Raw genomic sequence first — 17,123 nt, forward strand, 5'->3', positions numbered from 1 at the left:
GCTGAGCTACGCCGTACCGCCCACTGTTAGCTCGTCAATTTTAAGCGTAGGCTGACCTACACCTACTGGTACGCTTTGACCGTCTTTACCGCATACACCCACGCCTTTATCTAACGCAGTGTCGTTACCAATCATTGAGATTTTTTGCATAACCTCAGGGCCGTTACCAATTAAGGTTGTCCCTTTAACGGGTGCAGTAATTTTACCGTTTTCGATAAGATAAGCTTCAGCGCTAGAGAACACGAATTTGCCAGAGGTAATATCTACCTGACCGCCAGCGAAGTTCGGCGCATAAATCCCTTTGTCGATAGAGGCGATAATTTCTTTCGGATCGTGCTCACCTTCCAGCATGTAAGTATTGGTCATACGAGGCATAGGCAAGTGAGCGTAAGATTCACGACGGCCATTTCCGGTAGGTGCAACGCCCATTAGCTTGGCGTTATGTTTATCCTGCATGTAGCCCTTCAAAATACCGTCTTCAATTAGCACGTTATGCGCCGTTGGCGTGCCTTCGTCATCCACTGACAACGAACCGCGACGGTCGCTTAATGTACCATCATCAACAACCGTTACACCTTTGGCTGCCACGCGCTCGCCAATGCGACCGCTGAAGGTTGATGCACCTTTACGGTTAAAGTCACCTTCAAGACCGTGACCTACAGCTTCGTGAAGCAAAACACCAGGCCAACCGTTACCTAATACCACAGGCATAGCGCCTGCGGGTGAGGCTACTGCCTGCATGTTAACCCGCGCCATGTGAAGTGCATCATCGGCTAGTTGCTCATAATAGGGTTTGCCATCTTCATCTTGCTTAAAGAATGAGTAAGCATATCGCCCACCTGCACCCGCTGAACCGCGCTCGCGTCTGTCACCTTGCTCTAGCAATACTGAGCAGTTTAAGCGTACAAGCGGACGAATATCTGTGGCTAACGTACCGTCGCTACCAGCAACTAAAATTTCTTCATATACGCCGCTTAAACTTACTACCACCTGATTGGCAGACGGCTCTTGCTTACGGATATAAGCATCTACAGCTTTAAGCAGTGAAATTTTCTCGGCATCTTGCATCGCAAGAATAGGGTTATTTTCGGCATAGCGTGCTTCGAAAGGCTTGTGACCTAAACCAACAACTTGTTGGGTGCCGCCACTTGGCGCAATACCGCGGGCCGCTTTGCACGCTTTAGCTAACGCTTCTTCACTTATTTCATCAGAATAAGCAAAGCCCGTTTTTTCACCACTAATTGCACGCACGCCTACGCCGCGCTCAATGTTATAGCTGCCTTCTTTGATAATACCGTCTTCCAAAACCCAACTTTCGTGTTGGCTCGACTGAAAATATAAATCGGCATAATCGGTGTCGTGGCGATGAATGGTCGCTAGCGCGCTCTCTAGCTTTGTAATATCTAGGCCTGAGTCAGATAATAAATGACGCTCAACAGATTTAGACAAAATGACTCCTGAATCGGTTATGTTCGGCAACCGGCATATTCTGTTTAATGGTTTCTCTTGCTGCAATATCTACGTTTGCCGATACCAGCCCCGTTTCACAGACTCGTTCGGCAAGGGTTTCTCCCCAAGGCGATAGGATAATACTATGCCCATAAGTTTCGCGACCGTTAGCATGAACGCCACTTTGATTTGGCGCTACCACAAAACACTGTTTTTCAATGGCTCTGGCTTGCAGCAACGCGTGCCAATGGGCCTCTCCAGTACGCTGTGTAAAGGCCGCAGGCAACACCAAAATATCGATATCGCCCATTGCAGTAAATAACCCTGGAAAACGTACATCATAGCACACCGCAAGCCCAATGTTGCCTATTGGCGTTTGAACAGTGACGACTTCGCTTCCTGCCTCAGTGGTAGCCGACTCTTTGTAGCTGCCAGTGTTATCGTTTACCGATACGTCGAACATATGAATTTTACGATAGTCAGCCAAAAGCTCGCCACTTGGGCCAAATAACATGCATGCAGCAGAAAACTTATCGGGGTTTTCCGTTTTAACCGGAAATGTTCCTGACACTATGTAGCATTGATGCTGCTTAGCAAGTGAGGATAAACGACGCTGTATTGCACCATCACCTTTTACTTCAGCGACTTCAAGTTGACCTTTGTCTTTGCCGCCAAAGCAGGCGAAGCACTCTGGCAACACCACTAGGCTGTCCTTTGCAATATTAGCCGCCGCCATTTCACTTGCAACCGTATCGAGATTCTCTTCTACGTTTGGCGTAGAAGTCATTTGTAGTGCTACTAAATTAACCATCGATCACCTCCATTTTCAGCCTGCGTACGTCATCATCCGTTAACGGCCTGTCTTGCGGATTCTCTGGAACAGGCACATTTTGGGCAGGTAAGCTAATGTCTTTACTGTTACGTTCAACTTCATCGAACTTAGGTTCTTTTATGGTACCCGTTACGCGATAGTTCACATTTGAAATGACTTTCGCAGAGGTCAACACTTGGTCAATGGCAAGGGCAGCTAATGCGGTAGGCGGCGTTGCTAAGAAATACACAAGAAACGGAAGATTTCCGGTTACGTTGGGCGCAAATGACACATTATAATTTAACCCGCCTGTATTCAAATCAGTGAAGCCGGTAATTTCTATTTCTCCAGCGCCGCCGTCAATTTCAGTATCGTCAGTATATGCTTTGCCGTTAACAATGCTTAAGGTACCGCCCATGTCATCGTAGAAAAAGCCTTTGGCAAAAACGTCTCGAAAATCAAGGCTGAGCTTTCTTACTAACGAGTTTAAGCTAAACAAGGTAAATATTCGCGACCCTTTGTCACTTAACTCCGTTAGATAACCATCAGACAGCGACCACTCTACGTTACCGTTAAGTTGTTCAAACCCAAAGTCCATTGGCGCATTGGGCCAGTTAATGTCGAACTGTACGTTTGCATTAGAATCTTTAATGCCCGATTCAACGCCATACTCTTTTAGCATTTGACCAACATCAGGAGACGTTAAAGTTCCGTTTAACGCGCTTTTAACCTCACCTCCAATGTGCTTCCAATAACCCGTTGCGGTTACGTTGCTTTCATCAGATTTCACTAAAAGCTGGCGAATGGCTAGGCCGTTATCTTCTTTCGCCACGTCTAACGTTACTTCGCCTAAATCAATGCCATGCACGCCACAAGACTGACAATAAAAATAAATGGGTGGCAGCGTGTTAGGGTCGATATTATAAGGAGACTCATCTTCGTTGCCTGGGGCAGCGCTACTAGCTGCTAATACGCCGTTGATATTGTCTGCATTCTCAGATTCAGCAGGTTTATCTAGCGATAAGTAGTCGGCATTTACCTCAATGCCTTGCTCATCTAAATCACTGTTAATGCGAATGGTCGCCCTGGCCTGTGGGGAGGCTAGGTCTAAAATCCAATCCTTGTTGCGCTCAGTTACATTCAGTTCTGCCTTTTTAATGCTATGACCAGCGAAATTAAGCATGTCGGCTTTAGCAAATATACGCGACGGTGTGCCGAACAAATTCGTGCGCTTAGCTTCAGGAGCCTTTGAATCGATAGATGGTTGAACATTAGTTTGCGCATAGGTGTTACCCGCACCTTTTCCTTTGCCTGAAAGCAACATGTCGATTGTGGTAAACCACTCTTGTACATCCGCTTGAGCCAAATTTGCACTAATACTAAAGCCTGTTCCAATATTGGCAATATCGCTTTCACCCAGGGCCAAGTGCGCCCGCGAAAACTGCATTTCTTTGTGGGGAAGCACACCGTCAAAACGGATATTACTACCAAGCGTAGCTTTGACGTTCGATGCTTTGCCATCGCCAGTACTGATTATCTGTAGAGGTAAGCTAGTACCGGCTGCAGTATCAAAAGGAGCAGGTAATATACTTTGTGTTGCCGTTAAATCTGCCGAGAGATTTGCAGAGTATTTAAACCCGCTATTAGAAAGTGTTAAATCTACTTTGGTGTTCCAATCACTTTCACCATCGATGTACGTGGTAAGATCCGTGTTTACATAGTTAGCCAGCGGGTGTACGTGCCAACGCCCACCTAATTCTACATGGAGATCGTAGGTGTCGCTCTGCCTGCCAGACAGCGACAAATTTACCGGCTGCTGAAGAAATTGCGCAGTAAGATCCCCTGCATCTATATCTCCATTAGTAAATGACACATCACCCGACGCTTTATCAAAAAGCATGTTAGTTTTTGTGATATAGACAGGGTTGTTAGATAAATGCGCGGTACCCGATGCCACCACATCTTTGCCTTTAAAAGGTATATCTAACTTAATGTCGGCAGAAAGCGGCCCACTAATTTGCACATCATCGTTCAATACCTTACCCAGCGAATTTTTAAGGGATGAGTCCATCATCAGCGCCGTAAGCGCCTCGCCAGAACCTGTGCCGGTAGCATAGATTGCCAAGCGAGCCCCAGGCTTAAAACTAGGTATAGCAGCCGACATATTGCTTATTTTCACATCAGCAAGAGTTGCACTTGGGCTTTCCATCACTAAGGCATTGTTCACAAAATACAAAGACAAATCTAAGTTATTGAGCGCAGGCCAGTTAGGCGCAAAAAGAAAATCTCCCTGCTTAATATCAACATAAGCTTGGAAGATGCCGGTATTGTCTTCAAAGGGGAAGTCACTTGTACGGCCATGCCATAGCACACGAGCATTTGTAATTTGCCCTTCTCCAGTGAACGCGCGAGTGAGGTATTTGTCGGTATTAGCTCCCATTAGGGAAGTCGGAAACAGGCTACTCACTTCATTTAAAGCCAGCGGGCTCACATCGACATACAGCGACATAAACCCGGTTGCCGTATTCAGTTTAAACTGAGGGTGCAAAGTAACAGCGTCACTATCTAGTAGCATGTCGCTACCTTTTACTATCCACTGCTTTGCTGCTTGGCCTGCTTGCTCTGGATAAATATAAAACCGGGATTTGAACTGGTTTATATGAATGTCTTTTTTGATGACGCCATCAGCGCTAAACACGCTATCCTGACTTTCTAGGTAAACGGCGCCATTATTTTTATACCAAAACAGTTCGGCGTTGAGGGAAGAAAGGCCTGGCACCTTATCTGTTTTATCCCACTGCACATCTAGCACTTTAGCGGCCAAAGAAGGCTGACCGTTATGCAGCTGTATCTGCAACGTGGCTAACTCGCCTTTTGGATTTAGCCCACGTATTTCCTCTTCACTGGTATCATCCATAAAAAGGGGTAATAACAGTAAAAACGGGTTAATTTGCAGGGGCTTCATGGTGTTTATTAGCACATCACCGTTTGCACTAATGCTACCAATAAGATCTGTGGTTAGGGTTTCATTACTTGAAGCAAGTACAAGCTGGTCAACTCTAACATTCCACCCGCCTTGTTTACTTCCAGAGTTCGGCAACGCCTGTAAGCTACCACCGCTGATGCCGGTTACCGTTTTCGCACGGCCACTTCCCCACTCTAAAAGGCTTTCACTTAGTTCGGCTTGTATACTCGTAATGTCACTTTGAGAAAAGTTCGTCCATACCTCAAAGTTTGCACGGCTTTGGGCTAACGGGCGCTTAGTTTTTATCAGGTCGCTTACCCAAGGAGAAATATCAAGTTCTTCGGCTTTGGCGTAGAACACGCCCTCAAACTCTTCTCGCGTACCCGTTATATCAATAATGAAAGACGCAGAGTTAGCAGCTAAATCTGCAACTTTCAGTTGTCCTAACCCTTGGTGCCTCTCTTTATGGTTGTTCCAGGATAAGCTCTCTATATCGAAAGAATTGGTTTCGCTGAGGTGGGTCACGGAAACCACACCGTCTTCTAGCGAAAAGCTTTGCAGTTGTTCTAGGAAAAGTCGCTCAAGGGCTTTAACCACGGGAAAGTTATTTTTACCGTCACCGGACAGGCGATCGGCATCAATATCGAGTTTTAAGCCTCGCAGTTCAAAACGGTTGGATGAAATAAGCTGGTGGCGTAGCGATTCCCAAAAATCTAGCTCAACGTAGATTTGTCTGATGTCCAATGCCACAGGAGACGCATCGTTTTTAGCCAGCGACACAGAATTGAGCACAATGCTGGGGCCGCTGCGCTGCCAAACTGCATGCACACTTTTAATAGATAGATTTACACCATACTGCTCATTTATATAATTTTCCAACAAATGTTTGTTGTGCTCAATATGCGGCAGAGCATAGCGTGCAGCGCTCAAAACAAGCGCGAAAAGTACAAGCAATACGGCAATTAGCAGCCAAAACTTCTTGAGTAGATAAGCGGCTACCGACGAAAAATTTGTCACATTTTGCCTTCGTATACGTTAATGCATTACATCATGACGACGTCGTACTTATCCTGATTGTACAGTGTTTCGGTTTGGACCTTGATCTGTTTAGACACAAATACTTCTAGTTCCGCCAGCATATGAGACTCTTCACCCATTAAGGCTTCTGCCACTTTTGGTGAGGCATAAACCACAAACTTGTCTGCGTCATAGGCGCGATTCACCCTTACAATCTCACGCATAATTTCAAAGCAAATGGTTTCAATAGTTTTTACTGTGCCTCGGCCTTTACACACCGGGCATTCGCCGCACAGTATATGCTCAATGCTTTCACGGGTGCGCTTACGGGTCATTTCAATAAGCCCTAGCGCGGTAAAACCGTGAATGTTTATTTTGGCTCTGTCCTTGTTCGTCGCCACCTCTAATGAATGTAAGACACGTCGTTTATGGTCTGGTTCAATCATATCGATGAAGTCGATAAGGATCATACCGCCTAAGTTACGCAATCTTAGTTGACGGGCAATCGCCTGCGTCGCCTCAATATTGGTGTTAAAAATTGTTTCTTCTAAATTACGGTGACCAACAAAGGCACCCGTATTGATATCGATAGTGGTCATGGCTTCGGTTTGATCGATGATCAAATAGCCGCCCGATTTCAAGTCCACGCGACGCTCTAGCGCACGCTGCGCTTCGTTTTCCACATCATACAAATCAAAAATAGGTCTATCACCCGGGTAATACTCGAGCTTGCCGTTCATTTCCGGCACGTACTCTTTGGTAAACTGATGTAGTTCGTTGAATGATAGTTTTGAGTCGATTCGAATTCTGTCTAGCTCTGTGCCTACAAAGTCGCGTAGGACTCGTCGTGCTAGCGGTAAGTCTTCGTAAAGCACGTTCGACTTGCGCTTTTTCATACGCGACTGAATTTTATCCCACAGCCTTCGCAAAAACGCGGCGTCTGACTGCAACTCATTTTTACCCACACCTTCGGCAGCCGTGCGTAAAATAAAGCCGCCGTTTTCATCGCAAAACTCTTGAACCAGCGACTTTAAGCGGTCTCTTTCTGCTTCTTCTTCAATGCGTTGAGATACACCCACGTGAGTTACCGAAGGCATAAAAACCAGATAACGGCTAGGGATAGTGATATCTGTGGTAAGGCGTGCACCTTTGGTACCGATGGGATCTTTTACCACCTGAACCACAATATCTTGACCATCACGCACCAACTCACGAATGTCCTGCTTCTGTATGTGACTTGCCGAGACTTCTTCAGCAATTTCATTGTGAATGACGATGTCAGAGGCATGTAAGAACGCCGCTTTTTCTAAGCCAATATCGACAAATGCTGCCTGCATTCCCGGCAATACACGGCTTACTTTTCCACGATAAATATTGCCAACTAAACCCCGTTTAGTATGACGCTCTACGTGAATTTCTTGCAGTATTCCGTTTTCAATAAGCGCCACCCGTGACTCTGACGGGGTAACGTTGATAAGCAGTTCAGCACTCACGATACTACTCCAAATTCATTCAGTCCAAATGCATTAAGTAATTGGCGGGTTTCGTATAGCGGTAGACCTATTACGGCACTTGCACTACCGTTGATAGAGACCACAAATTCACCACCAATACCCTGAATAGCGTAACTCCCTGCTTTGTCAGCAGGTTCTCCTGTTTCCCAGTATGCGTCAATTTGCTCATCCGTCAATGCTGCAAAAGTCACAGATGTGGTAATGACTTGGGTCTGATGCTGAGCGTCATCGAGTACACAAATAGCCGTAAGTACGTCATGAGTTTTACCAGAAAGCATGGTAAGAATGCGTTTTGAGTCGGCTTTATCTTCAGGTTTACCCACACTTCGCCCGTTAAAAGATATCAGGGTGTCGCTGGCTAAAATGACTTTGTCTTTTGTCATTGCGCCCTGAGACACTAGCTGCGCCTTTACTGCTTGGGCTTTTTCAGTAGCAAGCCTTGCTACAAGCTCCATCGGTGTTTCATTGTCACGAGGCGACTCGTCAATATCGGCAGGTTGTATTGTATGGGCTATGTTCATTTGCTTGAGCAAAGCAGTGCGTCGTGGTGAGGCTGACGCTAACACTACCGATTTTGTCATTGGCTTACCCTTGGTTTAATCGTGAAGGTGTTTACATTAAGAAATTGATAGTTGCCTACGCGTGCGTCTAAGCAGCCAAAACACCCACGGCCATAGCACCATAGACGTTAAGACTGGCCACAAGTAATCAACTTGGAAATAGATATCCGTTAAAAGGTGCTGAACCCAAAACGTCAATAAATGATATAGCGAAGCAAGTAGACCAATGATAATTGCCTGCTGCCATACAGAGTAATTTCTTAGCCTTTGGTAATTAGCAGCCAATACATAAACACAAATACTTAAACCGAAGCTGTGAATGCCCAGCGTCGTGCCAACCAGCACATCCATAGCAACACCAGTTAAAAACGCCACACCTACATTTACTCTATGGGGCAAGGCCATACTCCAGTATGCGAGCACAACTAGCACCCAGTCAGGGCGATACACATCTACTTGAGTGGGCAAAGGAACAATTTGCAGTACCAGCGCCACTAACAGACTCAACCAAATAACGAGGTTACGTTTACGCATCTGAAGACTCTTCCTCGCTGGTAGCAGGTGTATTTACCTTTTCATCCTTTTCAGTGTCAGACTTTTGTGATGAATCATCCGTACGCCATAAAAGCAAAAGATGACGAAGTCTGTCTAAATTCGCCATGGGTGTAACTATCACTCGAGCAAAGGGACGGCTTTCATCTCTCACTACCTGTTTAACTGTTGCCACAGGGTAACCTTCTGGAAATACCTTACCCAGCCCCGATGAAATAAGGGTATCGCCTTCCTGAATGTCTACGCTGTGCGGTACATGTTCAAGATATAACTCGTTAAGCGCACCGCTGCCGGTGGCAATAAAGCGGATATCATTTCGAAGGGAGCGCACTGGGATGGCGTGTGTCACATCAGCAATCAGCAATACACGACTGTTGGTTGACCCCACTTCCATCACCTGACCCACAATACCTTTTTCATCAAGAACCGGTTGCGATGGATATACCCCATCTATCGCCCCTTTATTGATGACAACCTGCTGACTATAGGGGTTTTTATCTACCGCCATCAGCTCGGCAACCATCTTTTTAGAAGATAGGCGCACGGGTGCTTGCAGCAGTTCGCGAAGCTGAGCATTTTCTTTTGCAATAACATCGTACTGCTGGAGTTTTTCGCTCATTAGCAACAGTTGATTATTCAGCTTTTGATTTTCAGCCAGTAGCTGTTCTTTAGAGGTAAGGCGCTGGGCGCTTTCGCTTAGCATTAACCCGGGGAGGTTAGCAATGTATTGAAGTGGGCTCATCAAAGAGTTGAGGTACACCCGCGTAGATTTGAAGCCATCCATTTTGTGATCAACAAATATCAGTGTTACTGACAACACAAGCGCCAGCGTAAGCCTGATATTTAGAGAAGGGCCGCGAGTAAAAATAGTATCCATGATACAAATAAGGCAACCTTACGGTTGCCTTTCCTGTTTATTCGTAGCTAAACAGGTCGCCACCGTGAAGGTCAATCATATCGAAAGCCTTACCACCGCCGCGTGCTACACAGGTTAACGGATCATCAGCGATAACCACTGGGATACCCGTTTCTTCCATTAATAGCCTATCTAGATCTTTAAGAAGTGCACCACCGCCGGTAAGTACCATACCGCGCTCAGAAATATCAGAAGCAAGTTCTGGTGGAGACTGCTCTAGCGCCACCATAACGGCAGAAACAATACCCGTTAGCGGTTCTTGAAGTGCTTCAAGAATTTCATTTGAATTTAGCGTGAACCCGCGAGGCACGCCTTCTGCTAGGTTGCGACCACGAACTTCAATCTCACGAACCTCTTCGCCTGGATACGCCGCGCCAATTTCGTGCTTAATACGCTCAGCAGTAGCTTCACCAATAAGAGAACCGAAATTACGACGAATATAGTTAATGATAGCTTCGTCGAACTTATCACCACCAATACGAACAGAAGATGAATAGACCACGCCGTTTAGTGAAATGATAGCAACTTCGGTAGTACCACCACCGATATCTACCACCATAGAACCCTGCGCTTCTGATACAGGCAAGCCTGCACCGATTGCCGCAGCCATTGGCTCGTCAATAAGGTAAACTTCTCGCGCACCCGCACCCAAAGCAGATTCTTTAATCGCTCGGCGTTCTACTTGTGTTGAACCACAAGGTACACATACCAATACACGAGGACTAGGACGCAAGAAATTATTATCATGCACTTGCTTAATAAAGTGCTGAAGCATTTTTTCAGTCACGTAAAAGTCGGCGATAACACCGTCTTTCATCGGGCGGATAGCGCGTATATTACCTGGTGTACGACCAAGCATTCGCTTAGCTTCTGCACCTACTGCCGCAACACTTTTCGGCCCGGCTGCGCGCTCTTGACGAATAGCTACTACTGAAGGCTCGTTTAGAACAATACCTTGGTCTTTTACATAAATCAGCGTGTTAGCTGTTCCGAGGTCGATGGACAGATCATTAGAGAACATGCCTCGAAGCTTTTTAAACATGAAGTGTGTATTCCTGTTTCTGTGTTAACGCGTATTTGCAAAGGTGAGATGGCGACGCTTTAACGTGAAGTCGATATTTATTCGCACACTTTAACAATGGGGGCAATTTTGGGCAAGTGATGCTGTCACTTAGAGCCAAAATAACTACTTTATTAACAAGCAAATTCGGCGACTGCCCCATAAAGGCATAGCACTTACGCGTTAATCGATTGATTCCTACTTTAGACCCACTAATGACCTTACAAAAAACGGAAGGTTCAAAAACCTTGGTCGATTAGCCAGGTCTTTTTGTATTGAGGTCGCGATGGTGTTTTTAACGCACAGCGTTACGACCAAATCCAGCCCATACTTTTCTAATTGTTGATTTGCTCGCGCTTGTAAATGATGTTGTCGTTCCCTCTGTAAACACCATAGGTTAGCGTGGCGTTAGGCGGATTGTCAGCTTCGCCATCTCCATCCCAATCCCACAGTAACCAAGCATCGGGGGTATACGTTAACGAATAATTACCCGCCCCGTTTGGCGATGATAAACGCATGCCTTCGCCGGTGGTATACGCACCTTCACTTAGGGTTCCGTCTTCAGAAGAAACTAGCTCACCTGAGGCATCATTTATATTAGCGTGTGCAAAATCCGTGCAGCTGTCGTACGTGTTTATGCGCCACGTTTGACCATCCCAGTACTGAGTGCGAAGGGGAAGCAATAGGGCTTCATCAGCCCCGCCGTAATTGTTTATCAAGGTTGCCCGACCATAAGCGAACGTCAAATCACTATCAATGGTCGCAACACAATCGCTTGTGCAAGAAATACCATTCACCGTAGCACCGTCAACAAGAGAAGACGCAAACGTTAGCACTAGCGACGTATCCTCAAAAGGTCCGTCTGTATCTGTTGCAGAACTCCCCAAACGCGTAAATGTCACGTCGTTGTCAACGATACTCAATACGCCAGTAGCCCCGCTTTGCGGCCACGTCCCTGTATCATCATTAATGAGTCTGTCGAGCCGTGTAAGCGGCGTGCCGTAGGCAACCTCAAGGCCCATAGCGTTCAACTTATCAAACCCGGCAAAGTAGTTCTGAGTAACCGAGCCCAAATGATTTGTGGCAGCAAGGGTATAGGTAACGCTAGGAATTGGCTGGCCAAAGTAAGTAAAATTATCATTTACACTGCACGCTGGGGTCACTTCACCAGATAAGGTAAAGTTTGAAGGCGCGAATCGGCCTACATTAGCCGCTAACCCCGTTACTGTAGAACTAGCAAGGTAATTGCTTGTAGCGGCGATACTTATTATTCCAACTTCACTGTAATTCAACGCTACATTTAATTCGCTCTCATTATCGAAGATCACACCGCTTTCAGCCCCTGCTAGAGTCCCGGTTGATCCACCTGCTGGTAGTGAAGTGGTAGGCGAAAGCGAAACGCTTCCAGAAAAATGCTCTGCCGTGCGGTTGTTTTGCAGTTGTCCATAATTATCTGGAATACCATCATCATTGGCGTCTTCACCATCAACCCACTGCACACTTTTTATTCCAAGAATAAAATCTTCACCTGTTAACTTAAGTAGTGAATCGTTAGCGCTGTTAGCATAGCCATTTGGGTTCGTTGTATTGCCTGCATCATCTAGTATATCCAGCGCAAAACCAAACGGCCTGACTATGAAAGTATTAGATGACCCAGAAATAGGACTTCGGTCAGCAATTTCAGCACTAAGCGATAGTTCGCCAGCATCGGGGTACTGAATAGAAAAAATAGCCTGCGAATTATCGTCAAATTGCAGTTGGAATGTATCTGAACTTGTTCCTAGTTCATATTCATTGCCATTATTTTCAAAGACCAGTTTATTTGAACAGGTAGACGCGCTTCCACAGTTGTAATTCAACTCAACATCTACAAGCTTGTTTCTAAGTAAGTCTGTATCTCCGCAAGCCTCAATAGCGTATTGCTTCCCGTTGAAGCCCACTTCCGAAGGCTTACCCGATAGCTGCGTGACTAAGGTATTACTGTTATCTGTAAGGTTTTTAAAAGTAAGACCATCGGCTTCAAAATTTATTTTACAGCTGTTGAGGTTAACTTCAGAACCCCCGATGAAGCAACGAAGCTGTGATGATGGTGTCTCGCCTGAAGTAGCAAGCGTGGGGTCGTTTCCGTTTAGGCTATCTATGGCAAGTGATGTTTGCCCGATAAAGGTAACACTGTCGCTGGGTGACCATGTATAATTATTGGAGCTTGGTAAAAGACCTACTGTTGCGCTTTGAGAATACAACAAATCACAATTAACGTCCGCACACGCTTTCAACGTCACTTCTTTCGCGGCACAGCTACTGCCCCTGTTATCCGCTAACTCAAATCGATAGTGGTTTAATACTTCTATAACCTCACGACCGCATATACCGGGTATATTGTTTGGAACCGTCGTTTCTTGAACACTTAGCTCTGCTCGGGATTCTATGCCAGCGCCGGCGGTAAACGAGCCCACGATAGTTTCGCCTGATACATTTACAAACGTTATACTACCTGTCGCAAGCACAACGGCGTGTGGGTTAGAACCATCAATAACTACATCGCCGTTGACATATATAGCAAGATAAGCGCCGTCAGCCACATTTATGCTTGCATCTACCATCGAGAAAATCGTTGAAACCCCTAAAGGGTTATCCCCCGGATCATTGATATAAATTCGCGTTGGCGCAATAACATTATAAATACCCAACCCCATATTTACGGTAGCTCGACTGAAATAATAATCCCCCGCTAAATCCCCAGGAGTAATTTCTGGGCCGCTGTCGTCAATAGTAATGGAAGGTATAGCCCGAGCTTGAGATTCACTTAACGCATCAGTATTTGAAGGAAAACACGCAACAGCATTTTCACCACATTTAGGAAAAGCTTCTGCTGTATCTGCATCACTATCCACACCAAAGGTAGTTAATACCCCGCCGTTATCATCAAATATTCGGCTATTTGCTCCTAGATAAATTTCACTGCCTCCGAAGGTAGCCAGGGCACCAGGAAAAGCAACTTCACAGCTAGGAAACTCACCACTAAAAACAAATTCCGAGGTCATCGCAATAATACTGGCATCTTCTGGGTCGTGACTTCGCTCATTATCCCGGCTTCTATCCTCATCCACACGAAGACCTAAGCGCGTGCTATTCACGCCACAACTTCTCAACCAGCCTCCGTCGCCACCATTGCGGCTAATTTTACTGGCAGCAACAAGAGGCGTTTGGGCATAATTATTTCTATAAAAATTATACGTACACCTGTCACTCCACCCCACTATTTGGTTATCGGCAAAGAACGCTTCCCAGTCAACTTGCACCCCATTGTCGTCAAAAAACACCCGACCATCGCCTTCAGTAGTTGCCATATACGCCAGTGTTTCTGTGCGCGTAACAGGTTCATAAAGCGTTTCCGATGCCTCTAGTGCAACAAAGTAAGCTTGGCTTAGCTGAGGAGTAGGTGGTTGAGCATTGCTACCGATAGCGTCGTATTTCGCTGCCACCGTTAAATAGGGGAGAAGGTATGTGTCAGGGGGAGCCTCCCCTCGTACATCAACTTGGTTATTAACAGTCTGAAGCGAATGGAAAAAAACCGGTTGCTCGCCAAAGTCTGTTTGCAGCGGTACTTGTGCGTATCGCGCATCTTCTTCTCCGATTCTTAGCGGCCCATTGGGTTCGTACCAAGGAGAATTAACTGATGCCTGTATAGTATCAGCACCTAACTCCATTTTTCCTACTTCAACGATATCGCCGTCAGGAAATTCGTGAATACCGTAAGCAATGGCCAAGTAATGACCACCCATAGTGATATGAGGGCCATCTTCACCGGAAGGCTCAAGTGGCAGTGCTTCAAAACCCGTTCGGGTAACGTTGCGAATCTTGACTATAGCAGGGTTTCCCCCCTGATTTGTCGATAGCATAAACACGGCTGGAGGCTCGTCGTACACCTGCGAAAAGCTTATGGTTGTCCACTCTGCTTTGTTGTAGGTATTTTGAAGTTCGATGAACCTGCCTTCGATTTGGGGGACGGCTAACACAGGCAGAGCTAACACAGATAGCATACAAATCAAAAGGGCTCGAACACGAGATATACGGTATGTCATTATTCTTCCTGCCTTACTTCAACAAGAACGCGTTTTGAGGTTTCGAGTTGGCCTGCACTGCACTGCGCTTCTGCGCTTAACGCATAAACCCTAATTTCACCAGCGGCAACTTCAGGCTCTTCGACCTCGGTCTCCACTTCACAAGATAGTGTAATTGTACAATTCTGCACGTTAGCTGCGCTGATAGTTACTGGCTGAGTAATAACGGAACACGCGGGGTTGTTCCCGTTAATTAGTCTCGAAATCGCGACTTCCATTCCACTTTGCGCGGCCAAATAAGCGCGAGCGCCATAATATTCAATTGATTGCTGGCGTATATTGGATGAGATTTGATTAGACAGTGCAATACCAAGCCCTAAAAGAACAATGCTTATAATGATCGCAACAATCGTTGTAGAACCTTTTTGCCGAGCAGGAGAACTACATAGACCAACAGGCCGTCGGTTTTTGCTATGAGTCGAATTTGGTCGCGTTTTTTTATGGCACATTAGGGAAGTGCACCTCGTGTACAACGGATATCTGCTCATCATCACTGCTTTCTAAGGTCATTTGCAGCTCTATAAGACCATTTTGCCGTAGCCCTGCGGTTACTACGTTCGCGCTCCACGCCGCTACATTAGTACCAATAATGCCGGAAGTAGCACCTTGCGTTCTGATTAAACGCTCTCCCTGAGCGGAAGATGTTCTGCATACTGTCACTTGCGCTTCAGGAACAAAGAAACGTTTGCCTGGAGAGGATTGTGTGTTCGCGGCGCTAAGCGTGAGATCATATTGATTATCGCTAGTTGGCGCAGAAGCCGCATCAGCAATAGTATCTATTGTTCGTCCATTATCATTCACGCTCTGCGGGTTTGTGGGGTATATCACAAGTGTGTCATTCACGCTTAACTGACTATTAAACACGACTACGTGCATCGGGTTGTTAAACGCATCACCCACGTAGGTGCCACTTTCTTTAATCGGGTAATAAGACAGACACCCTAAACTCGCATCAAACGACACAGAGTTTGGCACCACATTACGTAGCTCTTTTTCCAGTCGCAATATAATAAAGCGCGCATCGGAAACAAGGCGTGTACGCTCTGCGCCTGTTATGTAAATTTGGGCACTGAGTGAAATCACTTGCGCCACAGATACGCTAATGACACCTAAGATGGTGATCACCAAAATAAGCTCTATAAGCGTAAAACCGTGCTGACGCTGTGCTTTGCGTGGAAACATTAATAGCTCCCTCGATAAGCACTGAAATTGTAGACTTGGCCGTCTGGAGCAGTCACAGCTATATCAATACGCTTGAACGTTTGCCCATCAGTTGGCGTACTGTCATCTAAGTCACTGTCGTAATCTACCGCTACAGCAAAGCCAAAATTGTTATAGTTTCCGCCCACATTGCTGACTACATAACCATTGTAGTCGTCAACATCGTCATAGTCGTCTTCACTCGCCTCTTCAGGACCAAGGGTTGTTGAGCAATTTCCTTTAGTATTACAGGTTTCAAATGGCGGGCTTCTGTCGCTGTTTTCATCATAAGAGCGGCTTAGAATATCGTTCATTAACGACTGACCTAACTTAGCTGCTTTTACTTGGCGAAATGGTTCAGCCGTTTGTTCAGCTTGCGGCACAATTAGCGATAGCACAATGGTTAAGCTGATAGTGAATACAACAATACCAATTACGAGCTCTAATAAAGTAAAGCCTTTACTGTGTTTTCTGAAGTTAGGCAACGTTGCGCTAGCACGCATAAATTGCCCCTTCGCTGTGCAAACACATGGCAAAGGTACTTATTTGAATTTTGCAGTTATTTGAACAGGCAATGTTTCGCGGTCTGCCGAACCCATCAAACTGAATTTGAGAAAAGCTATCGCCGTTTTCATCTGCAGTTTGAAAAGTGAAATCAGTATTGGACGCATTGATAACTTGGTCGTCATCAAACGCAGTGGAAAGAGCGTTTGCGCAGTCGTGTCCAGCGGGGGGAGCAATAACTGTATTCGTTATTTTCACACAACTGGTATCTTGTACGTTTTGCATGGCGCGAAGCTGCATATTTCGCACTAACTGAAGGGTTCTGTCCCGAAGCGCAATGGCCTCTTCGGTGTCGTTACCAAGAAAGCGAGGTGCGGCGGTTACCGCCAGCACCCCAATAACCAATATGGTTATAATAAGTTCTACTAGTGTAAAACCGTTTTTCTTCACA

Annotated in this window: 13 protein-coding genes; all 13 read right to left on the reverse strand. The window is 45.9% G+C overall.

From position 1 onward, the window contains the following. Positions 1 to 6: 6 nt before the first annotated feature. The 13 genes from tldD to ACYX4N_RS00365 all read right to left on the reverse strand — a co-directional run bounded on the left by tldD (position 7) and on the right by ACYX4N_RS00365 (position 17,122). Positions 7 to 1,449 carry a metalloprotease TldD gene (tldD, locus tag ACYX4N_RS00305; protein ID WP_476055227.1) on the reverse strand — a complete coding sequence of 481 codons (1,443 nt, stop codon included), beginning with the start codon at positions 1,447 to 1,449 and terminating at the stop codon, positions 7 to 9. Further along, positions 1,442 to 2,260, reverse strand: a complete 819-nt coding sequence (locus ACYX4N_RS00310) for a carbon-nitrogen hydrolase family protein (RefSeq protein WP_476055228.1) — start codon at positions 2,258 to 2,260, stop codon at positions 1,442 to 1,444. The genes tldD and ACYX4N_RS00310 overlap by 8 nt, the downstream gene beginning before the upstream one ends. Continuing rightward, positions 2,253 to 6,242 carry a YhdP family protein gene (locus ACYX4N_RS00315; RefSeq protein ID WP_476055229.1) on the reverse strand — a complete coding sequence of 1,330 codons (3,990 nt, stop codon included), beginning with the start codon at positions 6,240 to 6,242 and terminating at the stop codon, positions 2,253 to 2,255. The genes ACYX4N_RS00310 and ACYX4N_RS00315 overlap by 8 nt, the downstream gene beginning before the upstream one ends. Before the next feature lie 26 nt (positions 6,243 to 6,268). Then, a complete protein-coding gene (gene rng, locus ACYX4N_RS00320; protein WP_474802711.1) occupies positions 6,269 to 7,735 on the reverse strand; it encodes a ribonuclease E/G in 1,467 nt (488 codons plus the stop codon). Continuing rightward, positions 7,732 to 8,337 carry a Maf family protein gene (locus ACYX4N_RS00325; RefSeq protein ID WP_476055230.1) on the reverse strand — a complete coding sequence of 202 codons (606 nt, stop codon included), beginning with the start codon at positions 8,335 to 8,337 and terminating at the stop codon, positions 7,732 to 7,734. The genes rng and ACYX4N_RS00325 overlap by 4 nt, the downstream gene beginning before the upstream one ends. Before the next feature lie 36 nt (positions 8,338 to 8,373). Beyond that, positions 8,374 to 8,850, reverse strand: a complete 477-nt coding sequence (gene mreD, locus ACYX4N_RS00330; RefSeq protein WP_118490591.1) for a rod shape-determining protein MreD — start codon at positions 8,848 to 8,850, stop codon at positions 8,374 to 8,376. Next, positions 8,843 to 9,745: a rod shape-determining protein MreC gene (gene mreC / locus ACYX4N_RS00335; RefSeq protein WP_476055231.1), complete on the reverse strand. Its 903-nt coding sequence runs from the start codon at positions 9,743 to 9,745 to the stop codon at positions 8,843 to 8,845. Before mreC ends, mreD begins: the two co-directional genes overlap by 8 nt. A 37-nt stretch (positions 9,746 to 9,782) precedes the next feature. After that, positions 9,783 to 10,826: a rod shape-determining protein gene (locus tag ACYX4N_RS00340; protein WP_118490596.1), complete on the reverse strand. Its 1,044-nt coding sequence runs from the start codon at positions 10,824 to 10,826 to the stop codon at positions 9,783 to 9,785. Positions 10,827 to 11,179: 353 nt separating this feature from the next. Next, positions 11,180 to 14,929 carry a DUF6701 domain-containing protein gene (locus ACYX4N_RS00345; RefSeq protein WP_476055232.1) on the reverse strand — a complete coding sequence of 1,250 codons (3,750 nt, stop codon included), beginning with the start codon at positions 14,927 to 14,929 and terminating at the stop codon, positions 11,180 to 11,182. Beyond that, positions 14,929 to 15,417 carry a pilus assembly PilX family protein gene (locus ACYX4N_RS00350; RefSeq protein WP_476055233.1) on the reverse strand — a complete coding sequence of 163 codons (489 nt, stop codon included), beginning with the start codon at positions 15,415 to 15,417 and terminating at the stop codon, positions 14,929 to 14,931. The genes ACYX4N_RS00345 and ACYX4N_RS00350 overlap by 1 nt, the downstream gene beginning before the upstream one ends. Continuing rightward, a complete protein-coding gene (locus ACYX4N_RS00355; RefSeq protein ID WP_476055234.1) occupies positions 15,407 to 16,150 on the reverse strand; it encodes a prepilin-type N-terminal cleavage/methylation domain-containing protein in 744 nt (247 codons plus the stop codon). The genes ACYX4N_RS00350 and ACYX4N_RS00355 overlap by 11 nt, the downstream gene beginning before the upstream one ends. Continuing rightward, the gene (locus ACYX4N_RS00360; protein ID WP_476055235.1) at positions 16,150 to 16,671 is read right to left on the reverse strand and encodes a prepilin-type N-terminal cleavage/methylation domain-containing protein; all 522 of its coding nucleotides are present in this window, start codon (positions 16,669 to 16,671) and stop codon (positions 16,150 to 16,152) included. Before ACYX4N_RS00360 ends, ACYX4N_RS00355 begins: the two co-directional genes overlap by 1 nt. After that, entirely contained in the window at positions 16,661 to 17,122 is a 462-nt protein-coding gene (locus ACYX4N_RS00365) for a type II secretion system protein (RefSeq protein WP_476055236.1), read from the reverse strand. The genes ACYX4N_RS00360 and ACYX4N_RS00365 overlap by 11 nt, the downstream gene beginning before the upstream one ends. Between the last annotated feature and the right edge of the window lies 1 nt (position 17,123).

The organism is Alteromonas sp. ABH4_452 (assembly GCF_056311825.1).